The following is a 26,091-nucleotide window of genomic DNA, read 5'->3' as shown; positions in this document are numbered from 1 at the left end:
CATCCGATTTCGACCCAGCTTACAGACGGACTTTCGATGACTTCTCCCGTGGATGCCGACGCCTTCTTCACCGAACTGTCGGACCTGTTCAGCCGACTGGGTGCACTGCATTACGGCGAAGACGTCAGCCAACTGGAGCATGCGCTGCAGACCGCGCATCACGCGCGCGTCGATGGGGCGCCGCCGGCCCTGGTGGCGGCGGCCCTGCTGCACGACGTCGGCCATATGATGCAGAAGGCGGGCGAGGACGCCGCCGACCGCGGCATCGACACCCGCCACGAACATATCAGCGCCGGCTACCTGTCGCGCGCCTTTGGCCCGGAGGTGTCCGAGCCGGTCCGGCTGCACGTCGCGGCCAAACGCTGTCTGGCCGCCACCGCGCCCGGCTATGTCGATCGGCTCAGCGCGGCCTCGCTTCAGAGCCTGGCCTTGCAGGGCGGGCCGATGAGCCCGGCCGAGGTGGACGAATTCATGGCCCTGCCGGCGGCCGAGGCCGCGCTGCGGCTGCGGCGCTACGACGAACTGGGCAAGGCCCAGGGCGTCGAGGTCGACGGCTTCGAGGCCTATCGCGAGCTTCTCTGCGACCTGATCAACCGCAGGGCGGAAGCCTAGTTTTCATTTCAACGCATGGGGGTTGTTGAATGAGTGAGCGTTTCAATCGTCGCCGGTCCGGATAGGCGGACCAGCGAGAGAATGACCGACGTCGCCTGAAGCGGCGTCGTTACAGCCGAACACGATCGGCCGGGGGGCCAACAGGGTGATCGACACCGACAGGGCGCGCACGCGCGTCGCTGATCGCTGACGGCTGCCTTGCGCCGACCCTGATCGGTCGAACCGAAATCACATCAGGATCAATGGAGACAGTCATGTCGCGTCATGTCATCGCCCGTGCGCGGGCCGTTCATCGTCAAATCTTCGCCGGCGCCGATCTGCGCACGGTCCTTCTGGCGGGTTCCGCCGTTCTGGCGGCCTCGTCCGCCCACGCCCAGACAGTTCAGGCCCCGGCAGCGGCCGAGGTGGACGAGGTCGTCGTCACGGGTCAGCGTCTCAGCACCGCCAACGCCATCGAGGCCCAACGCCGGTCGGGCGTGGTCTCGAGCGTGATCTCGTCTGACGACCTGGGCAAACTGCCCGACGCCAACGTCGCCGACGCCCTGGCGCGCGCGCCCGGCATCAATGTGGTGGTGAACCAGGAAACGGGCGAGGGCGAATATGTCTCGGTCCGGGGGCTGGCCGGCACCTTCAACGCCTATTCGATCAACGGCGTCCGCGTCGCCCTGACCGATCCCGACAGCCGCAAGATGTCGATGACGGTCCTGCCGCCCAACGGCCTGAAGAGCATCACCGTCTCCAAGACCCTGACGCCGGACATGGACGGGGACGCTATCGGCGGCTCGGTCAACTTCCAGACCCCGACGGCCTTCGACTTCACCAAGCCGGTTGCGCGCGCCTTCCTCAGCTACGGCGTCAATGACCGCGCCCAGGAACAGGGCGAAGAAGACGGTTCGGGCCAAATCCAAATGGACTTCGCCAGCCGCCTGTCGTCCGACAGCCGTTTCGGCGCCTTCGTCTCGTTCAACTACGGCAAGAGCAACAGCCTGAACGAAGAAACCGAAAACGACGGCGAGTGGGAGCCCTATCGCTGGCGCAAGGACAGCGAAGAGGCGATCGACGAACGCTCGATGTATCTGCCGGGGATCGACCTCGACTACCGCCGTATCGAACAGGAGCGTTTCGGCGGCAACTTCTCGCTGGATTATCAAGGTCAGGCGAACGACTTCTATCTTCGCGGCCAGTACAGCCGTCTGGAACGGACGGGCACCAACGACTACACCGACTTCCGCAGCCGCAAGACCAAGCGCCTGCAGCAGGTTGATCTGGAAAACGCGAGCCTGATCCAGCCCGACAACGCCGTCGTCGGCTTCGGCGCCAAGGGCCGTATCTACAGTTACACCGTCGCCCAGATGAAGGACTTCGACGCCGACGGCGTGATCACCGACGCTGACCGCAAGAGCAGTTCGTCCTACTGGTCGCTGTTCGGACGCTCGGGCGTGTGGAGCCCCGAGACCTTCCAGTTCGCGCGGACCTTCCAGACCCTGGACCAGGTCTCGACCCTGGGCACGATCAATCTGGGCGGCCAGAGCCGTCTGAACCGCCTGACCCTGGACTACGACCTCAGCTACAGCGCGGGTGAGAAGGGCGGACCGGACAGCTTCTCGATCGGCTACAACTGCGACGCCTGTTCGGCGCCGTTCAATCAGACGGGTCTGTTGTGGTCGTCCTACGACCCCCGCTTCCCCATGCCGCAGCTGCCGGCCTTCGCCCAGAACGCGCAGAACGACCCCAATCTGCTGCCCTATGACGGGGGCGGGCGCAGCCGCGACAAACAGACCGACGCGCGCACGGCGTTCAAGTTCGACGCCGTCTATGAGATGGAAGGCGTGGTTCGTCATCTGAAGGCGGGCGTGAAGGTCCTGCGGTCCGAGCGCGAATACGACGCCACCCCGATCTGGGGCGGTTCGTTCGACAACACGCCCCTGGAGGGCAAGAGCCTGGGTCAGTCGGGTCTGATCGACCGCGAGGTCGGCTCCGTTCTGAACGGCCGCTACTACTATGGCGCCATCCTGAACCGCGATCGGGTGACGGCCGCCATTGAGGCCGCCCAGAAGGCCAATCCGGTCGACTATTCCTACGCCGATCTGAATTCGAGCGACAAGCGCGGCGAAGAGACCATCTACGCCGGCTACGGTCTGGCCAGCTTCCAGTTCAACGATCTGGACGTGGTCGCCGGGGTGCGGGTCGAGCACACCGAGGTCAGCAACACCAACTGGATCGAGGACGAGGCCCAGACCGGCTTCGGCGACACCGACAGCAACTACACGAACGTCCTGCCCAGCGTGACGGCGGTCTATCGCCCGTCGGACAACTTCGTCTATCGCGGCGCGATCTGGACCAGCTTCTCCCGGCCCGAGTTCAGCAATATCTCGCGGGGCGTCAGCGTCAGCCGGGCGGCGCCGCGTCCGGGCCAGACCCTGGGCGACATCGTCTCGATCAGCCGGGGCAATCCCGACCTGAAACCGGCCGAGGCCCTGAACCTGGACGTTTCGGCTGAATATTACCCGGACCGTTCCAGCCTGGTCTCCATCGGCGTCTTCCACAAGAAGATCGACCATTTCATCTTCACCAACGGCAGCGCGGTCGACGCCGACACCCAGGAAGGCACAATCACCATCAGCCAACCCAAGAACGGCGAGACGGCCAAGATCACGGGCGTCGAACTGAACCTGATCAAGTCGTTCGAGGGCATGGGCGCGCCCTTCGACGGCTTCGGCGTCGAGGCCAACCTGACCCGTCAGGTCAGCGAGGCGGAGACCGGCCTGGACTATCGCAAGGGCCGGTCGATCTCCTTCATCCAGGCGCCGGATCTGATCTACAACGCCTCTCTGACCTATCAGAAGTACGGCTTCGAAGCCCGCCTGTCGTATCAGTACCAGGGCGCCTATATCGAAGACCTGCGCGACAACGCCGTCGATAAATGGGTCCAGCCGAACAAGAGCCTGGACTTCCACTCGCGCTACAACTTCCGCCCTGGTCTGACGATGGACTTCGACGTCCAGAACATCCTGGACGGCCATCGCTACTACACCACCAAGGGCGAGAGCCCCTCGTACCAGAAGGACTATATGGAGCCCGGTCGGAACTTCCTGGTCCGCCTGGCCTACTCCTACTGATCTGAAGACGAAGCGCCGGCCCGCTCCCGATCTTGCGATCGAGGGCGGGCGAGAGCCTGACGGGCGTATGGGCGCTGGCGCCCGATGGAGGACGATACGACCTCTGGGTTCTTGGACCGTCAGGGCGGGTCGGTCATTTCGTCGGCTGACCCAAGGCTGAGGCCTGGACGGCACGGGACGAAGGCCCGAGCCGTCCAGGCGCCACGCCCTCTTCACCAGATCTGGGTTTGGGCGGGAATGCTGTTGAAATAGCTGCAGAGGTTCACATACGGGCCGCGATTGCAGGTGGCCGGGCTCTGGATCAGGTTTCCGGAGTTGTCCGTGTTCTTGGCCGGCGTGCTGCCGGGTTTGTGAGACCACAGGCCGTTGCTGTCCCTTCGGTACCAGTGGAAGTCATTTCCGGGCCAGATGACCAGGCAGATGATCTGCCCCGCCGCCGGGGTGACGTTGGGATTGGGGATCAGGATCTGGCCGTCGCGCTGCGAGGCGGCGCCGACGTTGTCGCAGCTGAACGTCGTGTACATCTGACCGGACCCGCGCCCGGGCTGTGCGAAACTGTTGGTGATCTTGTCGTTGGCGTAGTTGTAACAGTTGTTGTTCGCCATGATGTAGGGGTTGTTGTTCCACTTCCCGGGATCATAGGGCGGCGCGGCGAACACCGTGGGCGCGGCCTCCGCCTTAAAACCCTCGCCGCCGATTTCCTCCGAGACATAGTCGTAGAGATCGTCCGGAAGCGCCGCCCGGCCGGTTTCGAGCAGGAACAGTTCGGTTTCGGGCGATCCGAGGTTGAGCGAAATATTGAGGCCGCCGATCTCGGCCAGGCCCTGGTGGACGAAGATGTGCGAATCCAGCGCCTTCTCGCCCGTGCTGAGGATGCTGAAGCCCCGATAGCCCAGGGCGCCGGCGATGCCGGGGGGGCGAAGAAGTGACCGCTCCTGCGTGGATCGGAGCCGTTCCGTGAGTTGAAGCACCTGGTCTTCCGCCAATTCCCAAACCGGGTCCGGACGACCAGAGAAGATGTGAAGCGTAACGATGACTGACATAGTGTTTGCTCCCTGTGTGCAACCTTAAAGTGTCGCATCTGGGCAGCGAAGTCAATCTTAGGTCGTGAAAGTTCGCGATAGGGTCGTGTCCGGATCAATCCTGACGGAGCGCGTCGCGCGCCAAGCGGGCCGCGTCACGGTCCATCTCGTCCGCCTTGGCGGGTAGGCTGGCGGCGACGGCGAGGAGTTCGGCGTCGGTGACGCGGTTGCCGCGCGTGCGGTTCTCGGCGATCTGGCGGGCGCGATAGGCAGGGTCGCGAAGGCGGACGGCCTCCGACCGCAGGTCCTGGGCGCTCTTGCGCATCTGTTCGGCGCCCTGGGCCATCTGGCGGCGGGCGTCCACGCGGGCGCTCGCCGCCTGGAGCCGCGCCTGTTCACCCATGCGTCGCGCCTTTTCGCCTTCGACGCGGGCCTGGTCGCCGTCGAGGCGGGCGATTTCGGCCTGGGCGCGGCTTTCTTCGGCTTGGCGGCGGCTTTCGGCGGCGTTGCGACGGGCCTCTGCGGCGTGGGCGCGGGCTTCTTCGGCCTCGGCGCGGGCGTCGGCTGCGGCGCGTTCCGCTTCCGGAGAGGGGACGCCGCCGTAGCTGTAGGTGTAGCTTGAACGGAAGACGGACGGCGCCGGGGGAGCGGGGGGCGCCGGCGGAGCCGGAGGCGCGGGCGGGGCCGGCGGGACGACCATCGACGGCGGGGCGGGCGGCGCAGGCGGGGCCGGGGGCACGGGCGCTTCGGGCGGACTGGCGTAGTCCTGGCGGCTCAGCTCGAGCGCGGCGAGCGGCGTGGCGACGGCGGCGAGGGCGGCGACGGTCAGGGCGACGGTCAGCGGGCGACGGCGGGCGTTTGTGTTCGACATGATGCAGGCGATCCTTGTCTTCAGGGTGCGGGCGTCGGCGGCCATGGGGCTGGCGGCGCAGGGAATGGAGCGGGGGACGGGATGCGCGGCCAGGCGGACCAGGGCGCGGGCGTAGACCTGACGGTCCACGGTGGTCAGGGCGTCGGCGTCGGCGGCCTCTTCGGAGCGGGCGACCAGGTCGAGGTGCAGGGCCCAGACCAGGGGATTGAACCAGAACAGGGCCAGGCTGAGCCGCGACAGAACCAGGAAGACCCAGTCCTTGCGCCGCAGATGGGCCAGTTCGTGAGCGAGGATGGCGGGGGCGGCCTCGCGTTCGGCCAGGCTGGTCGGATCGACCAGGATGACGCCGGGCGCGGCGCCCCAGCTGAGCGGACCCGACAGGCGGTCGTTGGCGATCAGGCGCGGCGGTCGGCCGGTGGTCTGGGTGTCCAGGGCGGTGCGCCAGGCGGGGCATTTGACGGGGCGGCCTTCGTGGGTCCAGCGCTCCAGGGTTTGCAGGCCCAAGAGCAGCCGCCCGGCGACCGCCGCCACACCGATCAGCCAGATCAGGCCGACGATGAGCGCGGGCGTGGGCCATGGCAGGGCGCCGGAGATTTCGACCCCGGCGACGGGGCCGACCTCGCCCTGCCACATGGGTAGGTTCTGGGGCGTCACGAGGGGTTCTGCGGCGGGCAGCAGCGCCAGTTTCAGCGACGGCAGGACCGCCATGATCACCGGCAGGGCCAGCAGAAGACAGGTCACGCCGCGCAGGATGTCGACCCGGTCGACCGGCCGTTGGGCCAGAAGCCGCGAACAGGCCAGGCCGGCGCCGGCGATCAGGCTGGACTTGACCAAAAGGGACAGCAGAAGGGCCCAGGTCACGACTTGCGCTCCACGGATTCGTCGATGATGCGTTCGAGGGCGGCGGCCTCTTGCGGCGTCAGCTTCTGGCCCAGGCCCAGCAGGGCGGTGGCGGCGCTGGCGGCCGAGCCGGCGAAGAAGGTGTCGATCATCCGCTGCAGGGCGCCGGCGGCGACGGCCTCGGTGCGCTGGACCGGGCTGTAGACATAGCCGTCGGGGCCAGGGGCGCGTTCGATCAGACCCTTGGCCTCCAGCCGCGACAGCAGGGTGCGGACGGCGGAGTCGCTGATCGGGTCGGACAGGGCGTTGCGGACGGCGGCGGCGGCGCCCTTCTCGAGCCGACACAGGGTCTCGAAGACCTCGCGTTCGCGGCGGGGCAGGGATTCGATCATGAGGCTGTTCCCGGGACTGTTGACGCTACACCTGTAGCGCTACATGCGTAGCGGATTGGGGCGGGAATGAGGCGGGTGGATGAACTCGCGGTAGGGTGGGGCGTCCACGCTTTCGTCATTCCGGGCGGAGCGCAGCGGAGACCCGGAACCCAGCGGCGCGCGAGAGCGCGAACCTGTCGCGGGCTCTGACCTTCGAACATCGAGCGGCGGACCCATTTCGCCTTCGGCGCCGCTGGGTTCCGGGTCTTCGGGCCAAGCGGCCCTTCGCCCGGAATGACGAAAGAAAAGCTAGAGCGAAACCTCGCGGGCCTCGGCGGCGCTGCGGAGACCCGCGTCGAGGATGCGCATGACGGTCAGGGCCTGGTCGGCGGGGACGGGCGGCGGGCCCTTGCCCTGGATGGCGTCGCGGACGGCGGCGTAGAAGGCGGGGTAGTCGCCGCGTTCGGGCGTCGGGGTGGTGCGGAGGGTTTGGCCGTCGATCTGTTGCGTCAGGACGCCGGGCGTGGGGTCGAGGCCCCAGTCGGGGTGGCCGGGGCGCAGGCCGGCTTTGGACTGGCTCTCCTGGGCGTCGAGGCCGTGCTTGATGAAGCTGCCGCCTGTGCCGTGGACGACGTAGCGGAGCGAAGCCTCGGCGGCGAGGTGGCTCATGTTCAGGATGACCCGCAGCCGGTCGTAGCGCAGCAGGACGTGGGCGTAGTCGATGGCCGTGGCGCCCTGACGCTGGGCCTGGAGGTCGGCGTAGACGGCGAGGGGCGGACCGAACAGTTGCACCGCCTGGTCGATCAGGTGCGGGCCCAGGTCGGCCCAGACGCCGCCGTAGCGCTGGTCCTTCCAGCGGTCGGTGACGGTCGGGCGGAAGCGGTCGTAGTGGCTTTCGAACACGGCGATGTCGCCCAGTTCCCCATCCGCGATCAGGCGGCGCAGGGTCAGGAAGTCGGCGTCCCAGCGACGGTTCTGGAAGACGCTGAAGACGCCGGGCGACGCGGCCGCCACGGCGGCGACGGCTTGCGCGTCGGCCAGGGTGGCGGCGAAGGGCTTGTCCACCACCACCGACTTGCCGGCCTGAAGCGCGGCGATCGACTGTTCGGCGTGCAGGGCGTCGGGGGTGGCGACGACGATCAGGCCGATGTCGTCGTGGGCCAGGGCGGCGTCCAGATCGGGCAGGACCGCGACCTCCGGCAGGTCGGCGTGGACCGCATCCGGCCGCGACGAGACGACGGCGGTCAGGGTCAGGCCGGGGGTCGCCTCGATCAGGGGGGCGTGGAAGGTCTGGCCCGCCAGGCCGTAGCCGACGACGGCGACGCCGATGGGTGCGTGTGAGGTCATGCCTCGATCAATAGCGGTCCGGGCGGGGGCCATCCAGCACATAGGGCACCACGCCGCGCTCGTTCTCGGGGACGTGAAGGGCGCGGTCCAGGGGCGGGAAGGCGCGCTGGGTGCAGTCGGTGCGTTCGCAGATGCGGCAGCTGACGCCGATCCGGGCGGCCGGGCCGTTCAGGTCCAGACCGGCGGCATAGACCAGGGACCCGGCGTGCTCGACCTCGCAGCCCAGGGACAGGGCGTAGCGGCGGTCGTTGGCCAGGTAGGAGCCGCTGGGCTTGGACACGCTGCGGGCGATGGAGATGTAGCGCGAGCCGTCGGGCATTTCGGCCAACTGCACCCCGATCCGGTCGGGCGTGGCGAAGGCTTCGTGCACGTTCCACAGGGGGCAGGCGCCGCCGAAGCGGGCGAACTGGAAGCGGGTGGCGCTGTGCCGCTTGGTGATGTTGCCGGCCATGTCGACGCGGGCGAAATAGAAGGGGACGCCGCGCCAGCCGGGCCGTTGCAGGGTCGAGAGCCGGTGGCAGACCTGTTCGAAACTGACCTGGAAGCGGGTGCGCAGCCGGTCGATGTCGTGTTTCTCGGCCCGCGCCGCCTCGAGGAAGGCGCGGTAGGGCAGAAGCAGCGCGCCGGCGGCGTAGTTGGCCAGGCCGACGCGGGCCACGTCGCGCGCGGCCTGGGTGCGGAAGGCGGCCTGGTCCAGTTCGGTCTCGATCAGGTCGCGGAAGGACAACAGGGCCAGCTGGTGGGCCAGCTGGAACGACCGGGTCGCGCCGGGCCGCCAGGCGTCCAGGGTCAGCACCCGGTTGGCCGGATCATAGCGGCGCAGGGCCTCCTGACCCGCGACATAGACGGTGCGGACCCCGTGCCGGTCTGCCAGCACGGTCTCCAGCGCCCGTTCGATCGGGCCGTCCTGGGGGACCGCCGCGGCCAGGGCCTCGGCCGCCGTGTCCAGGCTGTCGACGTAGTTGTCGCGGTAATGGAAGAAGTCGCGGACCTCCTCATAGGGCAGCAGGGCGACGCGGGCGCCCAGTTCGTCGCGGCCCAGGGTGTCGTCCAGCGCCTTCACCCGCTCGTCCAGCTGACGGAAGGCCTGGTGCAGGGCCAGGAACTGGTGGGCCAGGCGCGGGGTGTTGGCGACGGCCTGTTTCAGCTCGGCCGCCGTCGGGGGCTCGGCCCCGCCGCTGACCGGGCCGGCGATGTCGGTGGTGGCCTCGCGCAGGTCGGCGATCAGGCGGGCGTCGCCCTCCAGGTCGAACAGGCTGGCGTCGATGTGGAAGGCGCGGGTCAGGGCGATCAGGACGCGGGCGGTGGCCGGGCGCTGATTGGTCTCGATCTGCGACAGATAGGAGGGCGACAGGCCCAGCCGCTCGGCGCAGGCCTCCAGCGTCCAGCCGCGCGCCTCGCGCAGCTTGCGCAGCTTGGCGCCCAGGAAAAGCTTCTCAGCCATTCGCAAGTTTGCAGTTCATCGTCGCCGCCTTTGCAAGTCCGCGCAGTTCCGCACCTTTTGCAAAGTTGCGTTTGCCATTTTGCGATGAAGCCGCCACTCCTTGCCGTTCGAACACAAGGCCGAAACCGATCATGACTCAAGCCATCCTTGAAGAACTGGAGCGCCGTCGCGCCGCCGCCAAACTGGGCGGCGGGGAAAAGCGTATCGCCGCCCAGCACGCCAAGGGCAAGCTGACGGCGCGCGAACGCATCGACGTTCTGCTGGACGAGGGCTCCTTCGAGGAGACCGACATGTTCGTGGAGCACCGCAGCCACGACTTCGGCATGCAGGACCAGCGCATCCCCGGCGACGGGGTGGTGACGGGGCGGGGGACCATCGGCGGGCGGCTGGTCTATGTCTTCTCCAAGGACTTCACCGTCTTCGGCGGGAGCCTGTCGGGCGCCCATGCGGCCAAGATCGTCAAGTTGCAGAAGATGGCCCTGACCACCGGCGCGCCGATCATCGGCCTGTTCGACGCCGGGGGCGCGCGGATCCAGGAGGGGGTCGAGAGCCTGGCCGGCTACGCCGACATCTTCCTGCAAAACACCCTGGCCAGCGGCGTCATTCCCCAGATCAGCGTGATCATGGGGCCGTGCGCGGGGGGCGACGTCTATTCGCCGGCCATCACCGACTTCATCTTCATGGTGAAGGACACGAGCTACATGTACGTGACCGGCCCCGATGTGGTGAAGACCGTCACCAACGAGGTCGTCAGCCACGAAGACCTCGGCGGGGCGCGGGTCCATGCCGGCAAGTCGGGCGTGGCGGACGGCGCCTTCGAGAACGATCTGGAGGCCCTGTCGGAGGTGCGCCGCCTGATCGGCTTCCTGCCGCTGTCGAACCGCGAAAAGCCGCCGGTGCGCGAGAGCTATGACGAGCCCGAGCGGGACGAGCCGTCGCTAGACACCCTGATCCCGGCCAATCCGAACCAGCCCTATGACATGAAGGAGCTGATCCTGAAGGTGGTCGACGAGGCCGACTTCTTCGAGATCGGGGCCGACTTCGCCAAGAACATCATCTGCGGCTTCGGCCGGCTGGACGGCCAGACGGTCGGGATCGTCGCCAACCAGCCCCAGGTGCTGGCCGGGGTGCTGGACATCGATTCAAGCCGCAAGGCCGCGCGGTTCGTGCGCTTCTGCGACGCCTTCGACATTGCGCTGGTGACCCTGGTGGACGTGCCGGGCTTCATGCCGGGGACCAAGCAGGAGTATGGCGCCCTGATCAAACACGGGGCCAAGCTGCTGTTCGCCTATGCCGAGGCGACCGTGCCGAAACTGACCCTGATCACGCGCAAGGCCTATGGCGGCGCCTATGATGTGATGAGTTCGAAACACCTGCGCGGCGACGTCAACTACGCTTGGCCCACCGCCGAGATCGCGGTCATGGGCGCCAAGGGGGCGGTCGAAATCATCTTCCGCAAGGAGGCCGGCGATCCGGCGGCCCTGGCCGCGCGCGAGGCGGAGTACAAGGACCGGTTCGCCAATCCGTTCGTGGCGGCGGGGCTGGGATACATCGACGACGTCATCATGCCGCACGGGACGCGGCGGCGGCTGGTGAAGGCGCTGCGGACGCTGAAGAACAAGGTCCAGGAGAACCCCTGGAAGAAGCACGACAATATTCCGCTTTAGGTGATGAAACCCGGAGCCGTTTCAGTGCTGAGCCATATGTGCGTGATAGTAGGCCATCGCTTCATCGAAGCTGATGCCGTTTCGTTGGTGATGAACCAGCGGATGGTCGGCCTCGTGCAGTTTAATGAGTGGGCGCTGCCGATCATCTTGCGGAACGACATCGCACATCAGTGCAGTCGTTTGCGGGTAGCCCGGTATCGCGTTCGCGAAATAGCCGAACATGACTCCAAGCTTCGACTGGTCGGCATCCTCGAAGGTGTCCCAATAGCGGTCGATATTGGTTTTGCTGAGCGTGGACCAGGCGCCAAACTCCAAAGTTTGATCGCTGCCGATTATGGGCAGAACAAGAACGCAGCGAACGTAGAAATCCACGTCTTTAAACCGACAGAAGTCACTCTGAAGAACCCAGTCTCCCGCGCGTTCCTCGGGTGTCGCCCAGTCATAAGGCGCGGGCGCATGGAAAGTGAGAGCGGCAAGACCGTTGTGGACCTTCCCGCACGTCGCACAAATAAAAGACGCCATTTCGCTGACCCGACCCGCCGCCAAACTACAGCCCGCCAAACTTACTGGCGTAATGCCGGTCTTGTCGCCTCCCGTTTCCGTCCGACGCCCTCGCTGCCCTCAAGGACCGCCTGAATGTTCTCTAAAATCCTCATCGCCAACCGGGGCGAGATCGCGGTTCGGATCATCAAGACCTGCCGCCGCATGGGCATCAAGACCGTGCAGGTCTATTCGGAGGCCGACGCCGGGTCGTTGGCGGTCGAGATGGCCGATGAGGCGGTGCTGATCGGGCCGGCGCCGGCGGCGCAGTCGTATCTGCTGGCGGACAAGATCGTCGAGGCGGTGCGCCAGACGGGGGCGCAGGCCGTGCATCCGGGCTTTGGCTTCCTGAGCGAGAACGCCGGGTTCGCGCGGCGGCTGAGGGACGAGGGGATCGCCTTCATCGGGCCGAACCCCGAGGCCATCGAGGCCATGGGCGACAAGATCAGCTCCAAGAAGCTGGCGGCCGAGGCGGGGGTCTCGACCGTGCCGGGGCATATGGGGCTGATCGAGACGCCGGAGGAGGCGGTCAAGATCGCCAACCAGATCGGCTATCCGATCATGATCAAGGCCTCGGCCGGCGGCGGCGGCAAGGGCATCCGCGTGGCCCATTCGGACGCCGACATGGCCGAGGGGTTCGCGGCGGTGAAGGCCGAGGCGCTGAACGCCTTTGGCGACGACCGGGTCTTTCTTGAGAAGTTCATCATCGATCCGCGCCACATCGAGATCCAGGTGCTGGGCGACAAGCACGGCCATGTGGTCCACCTGTTCGAGCGCGAATGTTCGATCCAGCGCCGCAACCAGAAGGTCATCGAGGAGGCGCCCTCGCCCCTGCTGGACGAGGCCACCCGCGCCGCCATGGGGGCGCAGGCCGTCGCCCTGGCCCAGGCGGTCAACTATGACAGCGCCGGCACGGTCGAGTTCGTGGCCGGTCAGGACAAGAGCTTCTTCTTCCTGGAGATGAACACCCGGCTGCAGGTCGAGCATCCGGTGACGGAGCTGATCACCGGGGTCGATCTGGTCGAACAGATGATCCGTTCGGCCTGGGGCGAGGCCCTGGCCTTCGAGCAGAAGGACCTGTCGATCAACGGCTGGGCCATCGAGAGCCGCATCTATGCCGAGGACCCGTATCGCGGCTTCCTGCCCTCCATCGGGCGCCTCGTCCGCTATGAACAGCCGGAAGAGGGCGATCAGGGGGATTATACTGTCAGGAACGATTCCGGCGTCCGCGAGGGCGACGAGATCAGCATGTTCTACGACCCGATGATCGCCAAACTGTGCGCCTGGGGCGAGACGCGCAAGGACGCGGTGACGGGCATGGCTCGGGCGCTGGAGGACACCCACCTGTCGGGCCTGGGGCATAATGTGCCCTTCCTGGCGGCGGTGATGGACCAGGAGCGGTTCAAGTCGGGGAACCTGTCGACCAGCTATATCAAGGACGAATTCCCGGACGGCTTCCACGGCCTGCGCCCGACGGTGGAGCAGGAGCGGATCCTGATCGCCTCGGCCCTGGCCATGCACGAGGTCATCGCCGAACAGGACGGCGACCCGTCGGACCGCACCGACTGGATCGTGATGATCGACAAGACCCCGCACGGGGTGGGCCTGTCCTATGACGAGGACGAGGAGATGATCCTGACCCTGACGGGCGGGGGCGACATCCGCCTGTCGGACATCGACTGGCGGCCCGGCCTGGCCCAGTTCAAGGCCGAGCTGGACGGCGAGGCCTTCACCGCCGAGGTCAAGCGCGTGGCCGACGGCTTCGATATCCGCCACCGGGCGGTGCGGGCGCGGGTGCGGGTGTTGAGGCCGCACGTCGCCGAACTGTATGCGCGCCTGCCGGAGAAGGCGGTGGCGGATACGTCGAAGCTGGTGCTGTCGCCGATGCCGGGGCTGGTGGTGTCGATCCCCGTCGTAGTGGGGCAGGAGGTCAAGACCGGCGAGACGGTGGCGATCATCGAGGCCATGAAGATGCAGAACATCCTGAAGGCCGAGCGCGACGGGGTGGTGAAGGCCGTGGGGGCCAAGGACGGGGATCCGGTGGCGGCGGATGACGTGCTGGTGGAGTTCGGGTGATGCCTGCCCTTCTCCTCTTTCGTCATCCTCCGGCGCTCCGCAGGAGCGACCGGGGGACCCAGCGGCGCCGTAGCGAAGCGAAGGCGAAAGCCCGCAGGGCGGCGCGTCAGCGCCTCGACGGGCAGGCCGGCGTGTGCGGCAGGTTCGCGCTTTCGCGCGCCGCTGGGTCCCCCGGTCTGCGCCGCTGCGCGGCTTGCCGGAGGATGACGAAAGAAGAAGGGGGGGCGGGCGCATGAGCTTCCCCATCCCCACCCCCCTCGAATGGCGCGAGGCGGCCCAGAAGGCGTTGAAGGATCGGCCGATTGAGGCGTTGATGTCCCTCGACGCGGACCAGCTGGTCACGCGGCCGCTGTACGCCGGGGCGACGGGCGTTCAGCCGATCTTCGCCCCGCGTCCGTCCGATTCCGAAGGCCGGGCCTGGGATCTGCGGACCCTGGTGGAGGGGGATGATCCCGAGGCTGTCAATGAAGTCGTCCTGACCGATCTGGAGAACGGCGCGGCCTCGGTGGTGCTGAGGGGGAAGGTGCTGGCGGATTCCGCGCCGCTGGGTCGAGCGCTGGAAGGCGTCGCTCTGGAGCTGGCGCCGGTCGCGCTGGAGGCCGGGATCGACGGGCCGGATGCGGCCAACGCCCTGGCCGTCGTGGCCAAGGGCTCGCCGCGCGCCAAGCTGAGGTTCCACATGGACGTGGTCTCGGCCTTCGCCGAGGCGGGCGGGGCGCCGCGTTCGGTGGAAGCGCATTTGAGCCTGGCGGCCAATACGGCGGCGCGGCATGCGGGGGCCTATCCCGACGCGAGCTTCTTCATGGCCAGCGGGCGCGTGGCGCACGAGGCGGGCGGGCCGGCGGCGCAGGAGCTGGCCTTTGCGGCCGCCAGCGTGGTGGCTCATGCGAAGGCGGCCGTGGACGCCGGGATGTCGGTCGAGGCGGCTTTGCGCGGGACGGTGGTCGGCCTGTCGGTCGATGCGGAATATTTCGACAGCCTGGCCAAGGTGCGGGCCATGCGGCTGATCTGGGCGGCGTTGACGCGAGGGTTTGGCGTTGAAGCGCCGGCCGTGATCGAGGCGCGGTCGTCGCGGCGGATGTTGGCGGCGCGCGACCCCTGGCCCAATCTGCTGCGGCTGACGGCGGCGGGGTTTGCGGGCGCGGTCGGCGGGGCGGACGTGGTGGTGCTGGACGGCTTCACCCGCGCCTCGGGCCGGTCCGACGCCTTTGCCAGGCGGCAGGCGAGGAACACACAGCTGGTGCTGATGGAGGAGGCCAACCTGGGCCGGGTCGACGATCCGGCGGCGGGAAGCTGGTATTTGGATGCGCGGACGCGGGATCTGGCCGAGGCCGGCTGGGCCGAGTTCCAGATGATCGAGGCCGAGGGCGGTCTGGTCGAGGCCCTGAAGGGCTCGGTGATCCAGCCTCGCATCGCTCGCGCCCGCGCCCTGAAGGAGGCGGCCCTGAAGAACGGCGCGGCCCAGATCATCGGGGTGACCAAATATGTGGATGAGGACGTGCGGCCTGCGCCGGTCGAGGCGGGCGATGAGGCGGCTGCGGCGGTGGAGCGGGTGTGCGAACCCCTGACGCCGATCCGATTTGCGGCGGCCTTTGAGGAGGCGGGCCAATGACATTCCCCGATTTCAGCAAGATCGCCCTGAACCTCGACGCGACCGGGCAGGGGCCGGCGCGCGAGCCGTGGCTGACGCCCGAGGGTCTGACCGTGGCGACCGCATACGGCGCCGAGGCGCTGGAGGGGTTGGATCACCAGGACGGTTTGCCGGGGTTCGCGCCCTTTGTGCGTGGTCCCTATCCGACCATGTATGCGGGCAATCCCTGGACGATCCGCCAGTACGCCGGTTTCTCGACCGCAGAGGAGTCGAACGCCTTCTATCGCCGCAATCTGGCGGCGGGTCAGAAGGGGCTGAGCATCGCCTTCGATCTGGCGACGCACCGGGGCTATGACAGCGACCACCCGCGGGTGAAGGGCGATGTCGGAATGGCCGGCGTGGCCATCGACAGCATCTATGACATGCGGACCCTGTTCGACGGGATCCCGCTGGACCAGATGTCGGTGTCGATGACGATGAACGGGGCGGTGCTGCCGATCCTGGCCCTCTATGTCGTCGCAGCGGAAGAACAGGGCGTGCCGCACGCGGCCCTGACCGGGACCATTCAGAACGATATTCTGAAGGAGTTCATGGTTCGCAACACCTACATCTATCCGCCCGAGCCCTCGATGCGGATCATCGCCGACATCTTCGCCTGGACGGCGCAGGAGACGCCGAAGTTTAACTCGATCTCGATCAGCGGCTATCACATGCAGGAGGCGGGGGCCTCGGCGGATATCGAGCTGGCCTATACGCTGGCGGACGGGATCGAATATCTGCGGGCGGGCGTCGCGGCGGGGATGCCGATCGACCGGTTCGCGCCGCGCCTGAGCTTCTTCTGGGCCATCGGCATGAACTATTTCATGGAGGTGGCCAAGATGCGGGCCGGCCGCCTGCTGTGGGCCGAGGCGGTGCGGAAAGAGGGCGGGGTCGATCCCAAGTCGTTGAGCCTGCGCGCTCACTGTCAGACATCCGGCTGGAGCCTGGCGGCGCAGGACGTGTTCAACAATGTGCCGCGCACCATGGTCGAGGCCATGGCGGCGGCGGGCGGGCAGACGCAGAGCCTGCACACCAATGCCCTGGACGAAGCCCTGGCCCTGCCGACCGACTTCTCGGCCCGGATCGCCCGCAACACCCAGATCCTGTTGCAGTCGGAGACGGGGCTGACCAAGGTCATCGACCCCTGGGGCGGCAGCTTCTATGTCGAGCGGCTGACGCACGAACTGGCCGAACGGGCGCGCGTCCATATGGCCGAGGTCGAGGCCCTGGGCGGAATGGCCAAGGCCATCGAGGCGGGCATTCCCAAGCTGAGGATCGAGGAATCCGCCGCCAAGACCCAGGCCCGGATCGACACCGGCCAGCAGACGGTGGTGGGGGTGAACAAATATCTGAACCCCGTCGTCGACGATATTCCGATGCTGAAGGTCGATAATGCGGCGGTGCTGGCGGCCCAGATCGACAAGCTGAAACGGCTGAGGGCCGAACGGGACCAGGCGGCGACCGATGCGGCGCTGGAGGCTCTGACCGAGGGCGCGCGGGGGAACGCCAATCTGTTGGAGCTGGCGGTGCAGGCGGCGCGGGCCAAGGCGACGGTGGGTGAAATCTCCGACGCGCTGGAGGCCGCCTTCGGCCGACATGTGGCGACGGTCCAGACCGTGTCGGGCGTCTATGCCAAGGAGGCGGGCGCCGATCCCCGCTTCGCCCGCGCCCGCGAGATGGTGGCGACCTTCGTCGAGAACGACGGCGGACCGCCGCGCATCCTGATCGCCAAGCTTGGGCAGGACGGGCACGACCGGGGCCAGAAGGTGGTGGCCACCGGCTATGGCGACCTGGGCTTCGACGTCACCGCCGGCGCCCTGTTCCAGACCCCGTCAGAGGCGGCGAAGGACGCGGTCGAGAAGGGGGTCCATGCGGTGGGCGCTTCATCTTTGGCGGCGGGGCATTTGACGCTGGTGCCGGAACTGAAGGCTGAGCTGGAGAAGCTGGGCCGGCCGGACATCATGATCGTGGTCGGGGGGGTGATCCCGCCGTCCGACGTCCAGCCCCTGCTCGATATGGGGGCCGCCGCCGTCTATCTGCCCGGTTCGGCCATCGCCGACACGGCGGTGGACCTGATCGAGAAACTGAACCAGCGCCTGGGTTACGCCCAGCCCGCCCCCGCAAAGGACAAGCCATGATCGGCGCCTTGAACCATGTCGGGGTCGCCACGCCCTCCATCGCGGACTCGATCAAACTGTATCGGGACGTGCTGGGAGCGACGAAGATCGGCGAGCCCTTCGACCTGCCGGCGCAGGGGGTGAAGGTCTGTTTCATCGACACCCCGACGGCCCAGATCGAGCTGATCGAGCCCTATGACGAGACCAGCCCCATCGTCGGCTTCCTGGCCAAGAACCCCAAGGGCGGCCAGCACCACATCTGTTTCGAGGTCGCCGACATCCACGCCGCCGTCGCCGAGATGCGGGCCAAGGGGGTGACCATCCTGGGCACGGGCGAGCCGCGTATCGGGGCGCACGGGGCGCCGGTCGTCTTCCTGCACCCGCGCGACATGGGCGGGGTGCTGATCGAGCTGATGGAGACGCCGAAAGGCGTGCACTGATCGCTGGAGCTTTTCGCCAGCTTCGCCGTTAAGTTTGCCAACGGAAGACCTGACCATGATGCGCCGCCTGACCGCCTTCGTCGTCCTCGCCGCCCTGACCGGGGTCTCCGCCTGTCAGCAGGCGGAGCCGGAGCAGCCGACCGCCCCGGTCGAGCCCCAGCCGGCGCCCGCGTCGGCCGTTCCGGCTGTCGGCTACGCCTGCGAGAGCGGGGCGATGGTCGAGGCGCGGTATCCCGACACGGCCACGGCGCAACTGGCCTACAAGGGGCGGACCTATGATCTGCGGTCGGTCGAGGCGGCGAGCGGCGCCCGCTATGTCGGCTCGGGCGTCGAATGGTGGACCGCCCCCCGCGACGGCCAGGAGAAGGCGACCCTGAGCCGGCTTGGTCCCAACGAGGAGGTCGGGGTGGCGGTGCTGGAGCAGTGCGCGCGGCCGGTGGCGACGGCGGCGACCGCCGCCCCGGCTCCGCAAGCCCTGCCGGGCCAGACGACCACGCCCGCGCCGGGCGGGGTGCTGCCTGCGTCCACGCCCTGCAAGGGACCGCAGCTGAAGCTGGCGGCCGAGGGCGGCGACGCCGGGGCGGGCAACCGGGTGCGCAACTTCAGCCTCCAGAACCTCGGCGCCCAGGCGTGCAGCCTGACCGGTTATCCAGGCGTGACCCTGCTGGACGGGCAGGGGCGGCCCCTGACCTCGATCCGCGCCGACCAGAGCCCCGGCAGCTATTTCCGCCAGGGCCAGGCGCCGACGCCGGTGGAGCTGGCGCCCCGGGCCAAGGCCTATTTCGAAATGGCGTGGAGCGTCGTGCCGGACGAGACGATGCAGAAGACCTGCCCCAGCGTCGCCACCCTGCGCGCCACAGCGCCGGGCGACACGGCGGCCGTCAGCCTGCCCTTCGAGTTCCAGCCGTGCGGCGGCAAGATCCGCGTCAGCCCGATCCGGGCCGAGGCGGACCCCGAGATGGCGACCTAAGACGGGTGGAATCCCGGTCGAAATCGGCGTAGGTCGCGGCCCATGACCCAGAGCTTCTATGACCGCGTCGCCGGCGAACTGACCGAGATCGACGCCCAGGGCCTGACCAAGCCCGAACGCATCATCGCCTCGCGTCAGGGGCCGGTGATCCAGGTCGCCGGCCGCGACGTGCTGAACTTCTGCGCCAACAACTATCTGGGCCTGGCGGGCGACGAGCGTGTCGTCCAGGCCGGGATCGCCGCTCAGCAGAAGTGGGGCGCAGGCACGGCCTCGGTCCGCTTCATCTGCGGCACGCTGGAGATCCACAAGGAGCTGGAAGCCGCCATCGCCGGCTATCTGGGCTTCGAGGACGCCATCCTGTTCGCCGCCGCCTTCGACGCCAACGGCGGCCTGTTCGAGCCCCTGCTGGGCGAGAACGACGCCATCGTCTCGGACAGCCTGAACCACGCCTCGATCATCGACGGGGTGCGGCTGTGCAAGGCCAAACGCTATCGCTTCGCCAACTCGGACATGGATGAGCTGGAAAGCCGCCTGAAGGAGGCGCGCGAGGCCGGCGCTCGCGACATCATCATCGCCACCGACGGCGCCTTCTCGATGGACGGCTATATCGCCAAACTGGACGAGATCCGGGCGCTGGCCGACAAGTACGACGCCCTGATCATGGTGGACGACTGTCACGCCACCGGCTTCCTGGGTCCGCAAGGCAAGGGCTCCTTCGCCCATCACGCGGTCGAGGTGGATTTCGTCACCGGCACCTTCGGCAAGGCCCTGGGCGGCGCCATGGGCGGCTTCATCTGCGCGAAGAAGTCGGTGGTCGAACTGCTGAAGCAGCGGGCGCGGCCCTATCTGTTCTCCAACGCCCTGGCGCCGGCCGTGTGCGGCTCCAGCCTGGAGGCCATCCGTATCGCTCAAGGGGCGGAGGGCGACGCCCTGCGCACCCGTCTGTCGGCCAACGCCCACCGCTATCGCATGGCCATGACCGATGCGGGCTTCGACCTGCTGAACGGCGAACATCCGATCATCCCTGTCATGCTGGGCGACGCCAAACTGGCCCAGGATTTCGCAGCGCGCGCGTTGGAGCTGGGCGTCTATGTGATCGGCTTTTCCTTCCCCGTCGTGCCGCGCGGCCAGGCCCGCATCCGCACCCAGATGTCGGCGGCGCATAGCTTCGACCAGATTGACCGGACGGTGGCGGCGTTTACGCAGGCGGGACGAGAACTGGGCGTCATTTAGCCCTCTTCGCGCGCCATCGACGAAGAACAAGCGGTGAGGAGGCGTGGGGCCTCAGCCGCGGGCTTCGGAACAAGCCGAGGCCATGATTTCAGGGAGTTGAGACTATGACCGACACGATGAAAGCCCTGGCCAAGACCGCCCCGGGCGTCGGCCTGGAACTGATCGACGCGCCGATCCCCGAGGCGGGACCGGAGGATGTGCTGATCCGCGTCCATCGCACCGCCGTCTGCGGCACCGACATCCATATCTGGAACTGGGACGAGTGGTCCCAGAAGAACGTCCCGACCCCGATGATCACTGGCCACGAGTTCGCCGGCGAGATCGTCGCCGTCGGCAAGGACGTGGATCGCCCGCTGAAGATCGGCCAGCGCGTCTCGGCCGAGGGGCACGTCATCGACCTGAACTCCGAAGCGGCCCGCGCCGGTCATTTCCACCTGGACCCCAAGACGCGCGGGATCGGCGTCAACCGCCAGGGCGCCTTCGCCGAGTTCGTGGTGGCGCCGGCCTTCAATGTGATCGAACTGCCGGACGACGTGCCCTATGAGATCGGCTCGATCCTGGATCCGTTCGGGAACGCCGTGCACACGGCGCAGCAGTTCGACCTGCTGGGTGAGGACGTCCTGGTCACCGGCGCCGGCCCCATCGGCATGATGGCCGCCGCCGTGGCCCGCCACGCCGGCGCGCGCACCGTGGTCCTGACCGACATCAACGACTTCCGGCTGGAACTGGCGCAGAAGGTGGCGCCGGGCGTGCGCACCGTGAACACGACCAAGGAAGACATCCACGACGTCATGAAGGAGCTGGGCCTGAAGGTCGGCTTCGACGTGGCGCTGGAGATGTCCGGCTCGCCGATCGCCTTCAGACAGTGCGTCGACACCCTGATCATGGGCGGCGGCATGGCCATGCTGGGCATCCCCGGCAAACCCATGGAGACCGACTGGGGCGCGATCATCCTGAAGGCCCTGACCATCAAGGGCGTCTATGGCCGCGAGATGTTCACCACCTGGCGCAAGATGCTGGGCCTGCTGAAGGCCGGCCTGGACCTGAGCCCGCTGATCACCCACCGGCTGGACTATGCCGACTACCGCGAAGGTTTCGAGGCGATGAAGTCGGGCCAGTCGGGCAAGGTGGTGTTGAACTGGGACAAGGCGGCCTGAGCGGATTTCACCTCCCTGTCGGCGAAGGCCGACGGGGAGGACCGGTCGCGCAGCGACCAGGCGGGGGCGACTCCGACAGTGGTGATGACCGATCCAGCTTCAGAAACCGAGTCGCCCCCTCCTGGCGCTCGCTGACGCGATCGCCTGTCCTCCCCGCGCGCCTTCGCGCGCGGAGAGGTGAAGTCGCCCCTCAGTTCGCCTTGCGGATCAGTTCGTCGGCCAGGGCGGCGGTCAGATAGCCGTCGGCGATGCGGCCGTTGGCCTGTTGCCAGCGGCGCAGGGCCGTGCGCGTGTTGGTTCCGATGACCCCGTCGACCCCTTGAGTGTCATAGCCCAGCCGCGTCAGGGCGGCCTGGGCGCCGATCCGCTGTTCGCGCGACATGGAGGCGTCGTTGGGCCAGGCCTTGGTCAGGCCGGGCTTGCCCATGATCCCGTCCGCCGTCAGGCCGATGGCCAGGGCGTAGGAGACCGAGTTGTTGTAGCGCCGGATCACATAATGGTTCGGCAGGGCCAGGAAGGCCGGGCCATTGGCGCCCTGGGGCAACAGGATGGTCGCCTCTTCCAGCGCCTCGGCGCCGTTCGGCGTGCCGCCCTGGGCCAGGCGCACGCCCCTGGCCGCCCAGTGGGCCCAGTTGTGTTTCGGCCCTTCGGCCTCGGCGTAGTTGAAGCCTGCCGGCAGGACGACTTCGTAGCCCCAGCCCTGGCCGCGCTTCCAGCCGGCCTGGGCCAGCAGATTGGCGGCGGAGGCCAGGGCGTCCGCGTCGTCACCCCAGATGTCGACCTTGCCGTCGCCGTCCTGATCGACGCCCAGGCGCAGATAGTTGTCGGGCATGAACTGAGTCTGGCCCATGGCCCCGGCCCAGCTGCCCTTCAGGCCCGCGCGTTCGCGGCGGCCGTCGACGACGATGTCCAGCGCGTCCTTCAGCTGGGCCTCGGCCCAGTCCCGGCGACGGCCGTCATAGGCCAGGGTCGCCAGCGAGCGGATGACGTCATAGTCGCCCTGGACCTGACCGAAGGCGCTCTCCTGAGCCCAGACCCCGACCAGGATCTCGGACGGCACGCCGAAGCGCTGGACCACCGGCCACGGCACGCGGTCGATCCGCTGCTTGGCCTGGGCGATTCGCACCGGCGTCACCGCATTCTGGATATAGGCGCCGGCGGGCTTGGAGAATTCGGGCTGATTGCGGTCCAGCCGCACGACCGAGGCGTCGGGCGTCAGCCCGGCCAGTTCGCGTTCGTAGTCGGCGCGACGGCCCCCGCCCTTGCGTGCCAGGAATCCCTGTTTCCAGCCTTCGAAACCCTGCTGGTCATAGGCGGCCAGGGGCGGCGTCTGGGGCGCGGGGGGCGGGGCCGCTACGGGCGCGCCCGGGTCAGGCGTCGGCGTCGGCAAATTGACGGGCGGCTCGGGCAGCATCGGCGCGCAGGCGGCGACACAGCAGATGAGGAGTAGGCGATAGGAAAAGCGCATGAGATTCAGACTACAGCCCCCGAGGTAATAGGTGAAATGACATCCGCGCGAATGACTTTCACGCGCCACAAAGCGCCTGTGGCGCGAAAGCGCCGCCGGGAGACTCCCCTATTGACGTCGTTAACCCTCAATTTCATCGACGCGCTAACGAACTGCGGCGTATTGGCGCAGGGTCCTCTGACGGCCTGATGGCGGAGTGGCGACGCGACGGGCGTGCAACCCCGGAAACCCTCCGTTCGACTCGGAGGTCAGGCCTCCATCTTTTTTTGGGTGCTATCGCCCTTCGGGCTGCTTGAGCACATGTTTTGGGTGCTACCGCGCTTCGCGCTGCTTGAGCACGGGGTGGGGAAGGTGGTTCGGGCAGGCTGGGACTGGCTTTTATAGGGTTTTGGCCTGTAGCGGGTTGACCTTCTCCGGACCGCTCTCTATACGACCGCCTCCGCCGCGATCCGACCGGATCAGCGGCTTTCTTATTGGCTTCTCTCAGGACGTCCGACCATGAAGGTCCGCAGCTCGCTCAAGTCCCTGAAGACCCGTCACCGCGACTGCAAGGTCGTGCGTCGCAAGGGCGTGGTCTTCGTCATCAACAAGACCGACCCGCGCTTCAAGGCGAAGCAGGGCTAAGCTGCGTTCGCGGCGCGCCGCTCTGGCGGCGTGCGCACGCAGGGCCGCGCTTAGGTCGCCCGAAGGGCGATAGCGCGACAAAAGCTCTGACGATCCACAGGCTGCGGGCTTTGTCCGCGGCCTTTTTCGTGTTCGGCGGTTGAGCCGCGCCGCTGGGCGTGGTTAGCGTCCGCGCTTGATTTCTGGAGTATTCCCCATGGCCGATGACGCCGCCTTCGACGCCTCGTCCGATGTTCTGACCGCGACGGCCCAGGGCCGGCTGCGCTCCATCATCGAGCGTCTTGAACGCCTTGAGGAAGACAAGCAGGCCGTGATGACGGACATGAAGGAAGTCTTCGCCGAGGCCAAGGGCGAGGGCTATGACGTCAAGATCCTGCGCAAGGTCATCCGCATCCGCAAGCAGGACAAGGCCAAGCGCCAGGAAGAGGACGCCATCCTGGACCTCTATCTGTCGGCCCTCGGCGAGATCTGAGACTGACCCGGCTTGAAGCGCACCCCCTTCAAGCCCTGCGGCGGCCTTTCGCGCTCAGGCGGGCCGAAGGGCGGTAGCGGATTCAAGACGCGCTCAAGCAGCCCGAAGGGCGATAGCGCACCGAAGACGCGCTCAAGCAGCCCGAAGGGCGATAGCGCGCCCAAGAAGCCGCTGCCTAGCCCGTTCGAAATCCAGCGTGAGGCCGCCAAGCGCGCGGCCTTGAACGCATTGAAACGCGCCCGCCGCTCGGCAGAGAAGGCGGGCGTTTCTCTGTCGGAATGGGAGGGCGAGTTCCTCGATTCAGTCGGCGAGCGGGTCAAGACCCACGGCCGCGCCTTCGCCGACCCTGAAAAGGGCGCGCCTGGTCAGGCCCTGTCGGCCATGCAAGGCCGCAAACTGAAAGAAATCACCGCCAAGGCCAAGGGCGAGGAGCCTAAGCGGCGGTGGGGTAAAAAATCAAAGGATCTCTAATGGATCGTCATCCTCGGGTCAAGCCCGAGGATGACGGTGAGGGGAGTGTGAAGGCGTTTCTGAAACGGCTGGAATCAGGAGGCTGACGCTCACCCCGCCTCCTTCAGCTGTCCTTCCAGCCCCTGTTCGCGGACCTTGCGGTACAGGGTGGAGCGGCCGATGCCGAGGCGGCGGGCGATTTCGCTCATATGGCCGGCGTAGACCTCGATGGCGTGCTGGATCAGGTCGCGTTCGATGTCTTCCAGCGTCCGCAGATGGCCGCGGTCGTCCAGGATGCGGATCGGCTGTTCCGGCAGGGGCGGCAGGTCGGCGTAGGAAGGGGCGGTCTGGGCCAGAGTCGTCGTCGCTTCCGGCATGGGCGCCACCACGCCCGAGATGGACGGGAAATCATAGGGCTGAAGGAAGGGCGAGTCGGCCAGGACGATGGCGCGGAACACCGCGTTCTCGAGCTGGCGCACATTGCCGGGCCAGTCGAAGGCCTGGAGCATGGCCTGGGTCTCGGGCGCGCAGGCGACGATCCGCTTGCCTTCCTCGGCGTTGAACCGGGCGATGAAGTGATCGACCAGGGCCGGGATGTCCTCGCGCCGCTCGCGCAGGGACGGGGCCTCGATCGGGAAAACGTTGAGGCGGTAGAACAAATCCTCGCGGAAGGCGCCGTCCTTGACCTGTTGCGCGGGGTCGCGATTGGTGGCCGAGACGATGCGGACGTCGATCTTGACCGGGCGTTTTCCGCCGACCGGGTCGATCTCGCTCTCCTGCAGGGCGCGCAGCAGCTTGACCTGAAGGTCCAGCGGCAGTTCGCCGATCTCGTCCAGGAACAGGGTGCCGCCGTCGGCCTCGCGGAACTTGCCCAGGGTCTTGTCGACCGCCCCGGTGAAGGCGCCCTTCTCGTGGCCGAACAGGATGGATTCCGCCAGATTGGCCGGCAGGGCGCCGCAGTTGACGGCGACGAAGGGCTTGCCGGCCCGGTCGCTGGCGCCGTGCAGGGCGCGGGCGATGACTTCCTTGCCGACGCCGCTTTCGCCTGTGATCAGCACCGGAATGGACGACTTGGCGGCCCGCGTTCCAAGAGCCTTGACCATTCGCATGGGGGCGCTGTCGCCGATGATGTCGTCGAAGCTGGCGCGGCCTTGCGCGCGCTTGGTCAGCCGGCCGACTTCGGCCGTCAGCTGGGTCATCTTCAGGGCGTTGCGCACCCCGACCAGCAGACGCTCAGGGCCGACCGGCTTGACGAAGAAGTCCTGGGCGCCGGCCTGCATGGCCTTGACCACGGTGTCGATGCCGCCGTTGGCCGTCAGGACGATGACCGGGGTGGTCACGCCCGCGCTGCGCAACTCGGCCAGGCATTCCAGACCCGACATCTCGGGCATCACCATGTCCAGCAACAGCATGTCTGCGCCGCCGCCCCGGAGCATGCGGTCAATGGCTTCGCCGCCCCCGGCCGCATGGACCACGGCGTAGCCGTCGCGTTCGAGCACGGCCTGCAGCAGGCGGCGCTGGGTCGGATCGTCGTCGACCACCAGAACGGTCTTGGCCATGGGAGCCCCTTGTCATCACCGATAGGCCGCCCGTGGTGCGGACTGGCCCGTTTCGGGACGAT

At 67.6% G+C, this 26,091-nt stretch carries 23 protein-coding genes and 1 tRNA gene; 15 read left to right on the top strand and 9 right to left on the bottom strand.

The window, feature by feature from the left end:
• Positions 1-36 precede the first annotated feature (36 nt).
• From AC1RSI_RS09375 to AC1RSI_RS09365, 3 genes are all read left to right on the top strand, one after another.
• Positions 37-612 carry an HD domain-containing protein gene (locus AC1RSI_RS09375; RefSeq protein ID WP_154726112.1) on the top strand — a complete coding sequence of 192 codons (576 nt, stop codon included), beginning with the start codon at positions 37-39 and terminating at the stop codon, positions 610-612.
• Between the two features lie 254 nt (positions 613-866).
• Positions 867-3,731, top strand: a complete 2,865-nt coding sequence (locus AC1RSI_RS09370) for a TonB-dependent receptor (protein WP_230307618.1) — start codon at positions 867-869, stop codon at positions 3,729-3,731.
• Between the two features lie 32 nt (positions 3,732-3,763).
• Positions 3,764-3,880: a phospholipase domain-containing protein gene (locus AC1RSI_RS09365; RefSeq protein WP_196066364.1), complete on the top strand. Its 117-nt coding sequence runs from the start codon at positions 3,764-3,766 to the stop codon at positions 3,878-3,880.
• A gap of 63 nt (positions 3,881-3,943) precedes the next feature.
• On the opposite strand, the gene AC1RSI_RS09360 is transcribed toward AC1RSI_RS09365, so the two are convergent.
• The 6 genes from AC1RSI_RS09360 to AC1RSI_RS09335 all read right to left on the bottom strand — a co-directional run bounded on the left by AC1RSI_RS09360 (position 3,944) and on the right by AC1RSI_RS09335 (position 9,759).
• The gene (locus AC1RSI_RS09360; RefSeq protein ID WP_008260646.1) at positions 3,944-4,774 is read right to left on the bottom strand and encodes a hypothetical protein; all 831 of its coding nucleotides are present in this window, start codon (positions 4,772-4,774) and stop codon (positions 3,944-3,946) included.
• 94 nt (positions 4,775-4,868) lie between these two features.
• On the bottom strand, positions 4,869-6,485 hold the full coding sequence (locus AC1RSI_RS09355; protein WP_447941581.1) for a M56 family metallopeptidase: 1,617 nt from the start codon (positions 6,483-6,485) through the stop codon (positions 4,869-4,871).
• Positions 6,482-6,856 carry a BlaI/MecI/CopY family transcriptional regulator gene (locus AC1RSI_RS09350; RefSeq protein ID WP_154726654.1) on the bottom strand — a complete coding sequence of 125 codons (375 nt, stop codon included), beginning with the start codon at positions 6,854-6,856 and terminating at the stop codon, positions 6,482-6,484. The genes AC1RSI_RS09355 and AC1RSI_RS09350 overlap by 4 nt, the downstream gene beginning before the upstream one ends.
• Before the next feature lie 288 nt (positions 6,857-7,144).
• Complete coding sequence (locus AC1RSI_RS09345; protein ID WP_196066411.1) at positions 7,145-8,182, bottom strand: oxidoreductase; 1,038 nt, start codon at positions 8,180-8,182, stop codon at positions 7,145-7,147.
• A 7-nt stretch (positions 8,183-8,189) separates the two neighbouring features.
• A complete protein-coding gene (locus AC1RSI_RS09340; protein ID WP_154726652.1) occupies positions 8,190-9,626 on the bottom strand; it encodes a helix-turn-helix domain-containing protein in 1,437 nt (478 codons plus the stop codon).
• Complete coding sequence (locus tag AC1RSI_RS09335; protein WP_154726651.1) at positions 9,619-9,759, bottom strand: hypothetical protein; 141 nt, start codon at positions 9,757-9,759, stop codon at positions 9,619-9,621. The genes AC1RSI_RS09340 and AC1RSI_RS09335 overlap by 8 nt, the downstream gene beginning before the upstream one ends.
• On the opposite strand from AC1RSI_RS09335, the gene AC1RSI_RS09330 reads away from it, so the two are divergent.
• Entirely contained in the window at positions 9,758-11,293 is a 1,536-nt protein-coding gene (locus AC1RSI_RS09330) for an acyl-CoA carboxylase subunit beta (protein ID WP_154726650.1), read from the top strand. The genes AC1RSI_RS09335 and AC1RSI_RS09330 overlap by 2 nt on opposite strands.
• Before the next feature lie 21 nt (positions 11,294-11,314).
• On the opposite strand, the gene AC1RSI_RS09325 is transcribed toward AC1RSI_RS09330, so the two are convergent.
• The gene (locus AC1RSI_RS09325) at positions 11,315-11,815 is read right to left on the bottom strand and encodes a DUF2199 domain-containing protein (protein ID WP_040349283.1); all 501 of its coding nucleotides are present in this window, start codon (positions 11,813-11,815) and stop codon (positions 11,315-11,317) included.
• A 114-nt stretch (positions 11,816-11,929) separates the two neighbouring features.
• On the opposite strand from AC1RSI_RS09325, the gene AC1RSI_RS09320 reads away from it, so the two are divergent.
• The 7 genes from AC1RSI_RS09320 (at position 11,930) to tdh (ending at position 21,456) form a co-directional block, all read left to right on the top strand.
• Positions 11,930-13,909 carry an acetyl-CoA carboxylase biotin carboxylase subunit gene (locus AC1RSI_RS09320; protein ID WP_154726649.1) on the top strand — a complete coding sequence of 660 codons (1,980 nt, stop codon included), beginning with the start codon at positions 11,930-11,932 and terminating at the stop codon, positions 13,907-13,909.
• A 232-nt stretch (positions 13,910-14,141) separates the two neighbouring features.
• Positions 14,142-15,521 (top strand): methylmalonyl-CoA mutase family protein, encoded by a 1,380-nt coding sequence (locus tag AC1RSI_RS09315; RefSeq protein ID WP_154726648.1) that lies wholly within the window; start codon positions 14,142-14,144, stop codon positions 15,519-15,521.
• On the top strand, positions 15,518-17,677 hold the full coding sequence (gene scpA / locus AC1RSI_RS09310) for a methylmalonyl-CoA mutase (protein ID WP_154726647.1): 2,160 nt from the start codon (positions 15,518-15,520) through the stop codon (positions 17,675-17,677). Before AC1RSI_RS09315 ends, scpA begins: the two co-directional genes overlap by 4 nt.
• Positions 17,674-18,096, top strand: coding sequence for a methylmalonyl-CoA epimerase (gene mce, locus AC1RSI_RS09305; protein ID WP_154726646.1), 423 nt, complete (start codon positions 17,674-17,676; stop codon positions 18,094-18,096). The genes scpA and mce overlap by 4 nt, the downstream gene beginning before the upstream one ends.
• A gap of 55 nt (positions 18,097-18,151) precedes the next feature.
• Positions 18,152-19,066, top strand: a complete 915-nt coding sequence (locus AC1RSI_RS09300; protein ID WP_154726645.1) for a DUF4232 domain-containing protein — start codon at positions 18,152-18,154, stop codon at positions 19,064-19,066.
• Positions 19,067-19,108: 42 nt separating this feature from the next.
• Entirely contained in the window at positions 19,109-20,299 is a 1,191-nt protein-coding gene (locus tag AC1RSI_RS09295) for a glycine C-acetyltransferase (RefSeq protein WP_035307088.1), read from the top strand.
• Positions 20,300-20,403: 104 nt separating this feature from the next.
• Positions 20,404-21,456 (top strand): L-threonine 3-dehydrogenase, encoded by a 1,053-nt coding sequence (gene tdh, locus AC1RSI_RS09290; RefSeq protein WP_008258650.1) that lies wholly within the window; start codon positions 20,404-20,406, stop codon positions 21,454-21,456.
• A 190-nt stretch (positions 21,457-21,646) separates the two neighbouring features.
• On the opposite strand, the gene AC1RSI_RS09285 is transcribed toward tdh, so the two are convergent.
• Positions 21,647-22,924 (bottom strand): lytic murein transglycosylase, encoded by a 1,278-nt coding sequence (locus AC1RSI_RS09285; protein ID WP_035307091.1) that lies wholly within the window; start codon positions 22,922-22,924, stop codon positions 21,647-21,649.
• A 182-nt stretch (positions 22,925-23,106) separates the two neighbouring features.
• On the opposite strand from AC1RSI_RS09285, the gene AC1RSI_RS09280 reads away from it, so the two are divergent.
• The 4 genes from AC1RSI_RS09280 (at position 23,107) to AC1RSI_RS09265 (ending at position 24,491) form a co-directional block, all read left to right on the top strand.
• A tRNA-Ala gene (locus AC1RSI_RS09280) sits at positions 23,107-23,183 on the top strand.
• A gap of 239 nt (positions 23,184-23,422) precedes the next feature.
• A complete protein-coding gene (ykgO, locus tag AC1RSI_RS09275; RefSeq protein ID WP_008263184.1) occupies positions 23,423-23,548 on the top strand; it encodes a type B 50S ribosomal protein L36 in 126 nt (41 codons plus the stop codon).
• A gap of 196 nt (positions 23,549-23,744) precedes the next feature.
• The gene (gene gapR / locus AC1RSI_RS09270) at positions 23,745-24,020 is read left to right on the top strand and encodes a nucleoid-associated protein GapR (protein ID WP_008263716.1); all 276 of its coding nucleotides are present in this window, start codon (positions 23,745-23,747) and stop codon (positions 24,018-24,020) included.
• Positions 24,021-24,191: 171 nt separating this feature from the next.
• Positions 24,192-24,491 (top strand): hypothetical protein, encoded by a 300-nt coding sequence (locus AC1RSI_RS09265; protein ID WP_035307139.1) that lies wholly within the window; start codon positions 24,192-24,194, stop codon positions 24,489-24,491.
• Positions 24,492-24,580: 89 nt separating this feature from the next.
• Here the strand turns inward: AC1RSI_RS09265 and AC1RSI_RS09260 are convergent, their stop codons facing one another.
• Positions 24,581-26,029 carry a sigma-54-dependent transcriptional regulator gene (locus AC1RSI_RS09260; protein WP_035307095.1) on the bottom strand — a complete coding sequence of 483 codons (1,449 nt, stop codon included), beginning with the start codon at positions 26,027-26,029 and terminating at the stop codon, positions 24,581-24,583.
• Positions 26,030-26,091 lie beyond the last annotated feature (62 nt).

Source organism: Brevundimonas sp. GW821-FHT10E09 (assembly GCF_058809375.1).
The sequence above is the reverse complement of the archived record's forward strand: the minus strand, read 5'-3'. Positions and strand labels throughout refer to the sequence as shown.

Bases quoted from the DNA above. Each gene is read 5' to 3' on its own strand.
- AC1RSI_RS09375 (WP_154726112.1), top strand. From the start codon at position 37: ATGACTTCTCCCGTGGATGCCGACGCCTTCTTCACCGAACTGTCGGAC.
- AC1RSI_RS09370 (WP_230307618.1), top strand. From the start codon at position 867: ATGTCGCGTCATGTCATCGCCCGTGCGCGGGCCGTTCATCGTCAAATC.
- AC1RSI_RS09360 (WP_008260646.1), bottom strand. From the start codon at position 4,774: ATGTCAGTCATCGTTACGCTTCACATCTTCTCTGGTCGTCCGGACCCG.
- AC1RSI_RS09350 (WP_154726654.1), bottom strand. From the start codon at position 6,856: ATGATCGAATCCCTGCCCCGCCGCGAACGCGAGGTCTTCGAGACCCTG.
- AC1RSI_RS09345 (WP_196066411.1), bottom strand. From the start codon at position 8,182: ATGACCTCACACGCACCCATCGGCGTCGCCGTCGTCGGCTACGGCCTG.
- AC1RSI_RS09340 (WP_154726652.1), bottom strand. From the start codon at position 9,626: ATGGCTGAGAAGCTTTTCCTGGGCGCCAAGCTGCGCAAGCTGCGCGAG.
- AC1RSI_RS09330 (WP_154726650.1), top strand. From the start codon at position 9,758: ATGACTCAAGCCATCCTTGAAGAACTGGAGCGCCGTCGCGCCGCCGCC.
- AC1RSI_RS09335 (WP_154726651.1), bottom strand. From the start codon at position 9,759: ATGATCGGTTTCGGCCTTGTGTTCGAACGGCAAGGAGTGGCGGCTTCA.
- AC1RSI_RS09325 (WP_040349283.1), bottom strand. From the start codon at position 11,815: ATGGCGTCTTTTATTTGTGCGACGTGCGGGAAGGTCCACAACGGTCTT.
- AC1RSI_RS09320 (WP_154726649.1), top strand. From the start codon at position 11,930: ATGTTCTCTAAAATCCTCATCGCCAACCGGGGCGAGATCGCGGTTCGG.
- AC1RSI_RS09315 (WP_154726648.1), top strand. From the start codon at position 14,142: ATGAGCTTCCCCATCCCCACCCCCCTCGAATGGCGCGAGGCGGCCCAG.
- scpA (WP_154726647.1), top strand. From the start codon at position 15,518: ATGACATTCCCCGATTTCAGCAAGATCGCCCTGAACCTCGACGCGACC.
- mce (WP_154726646.1), top strand. From the start codon at position 17,674: ATGATCGGCGCCTTGAACCATGTCGGGGTCGCCACGCCCTCCATCGCG.
- AC1RSI_RS09300 (WP_154726645.1), top strand. From the start codon at position 18,152: ATGATGCGCCGCCTGACCGCCTTCGTCGTCCTCGCCGCCCTGACCGGG.
- AC1RSI_RS09295 (WP_035307088.1), top strand. From the start codon at position 19,109: ATGACCCAGAGCTTCTATGACCGCGTCGCCGGCGAACTGACCGAGATC.
- tdh (WP_008258650.1), top strand. From the start codon at position 20,404: ATGACCGACACGATGAAAGCCCTGGCCAAGACCGCCCCGGGCGTCGGC.
- AC1RSI_RS09285 (WP_035307091.1), bottom strand. From the start codon at position 22,924: ATGCGCTTTTCCTATCGCCTACTCCTCATCTGCTGTGTCGCCGCCTGC.
- ykgO (WP_008263184.1), top strand. From the start codon at position 23,423: ATGAAGGTCCGCAGCTCGCTCAAGTCCCTGAAGACCCGTCACCGCGAC.
- gapR (WP_008263716.1), top strand. From the start codon at position 23,745: ATGGCCGATGACGCCGCCTTCGACGCCTCGTCCGATGTTCTGACCGCG.
- AC1RSI_RS09260 (WP_035307095.1), bottom strand. From the start codon at position 26,029: ATGGCCAAGACCGTTCTGGTGGTCGACGACGATCCGACCCAGCGCCGC.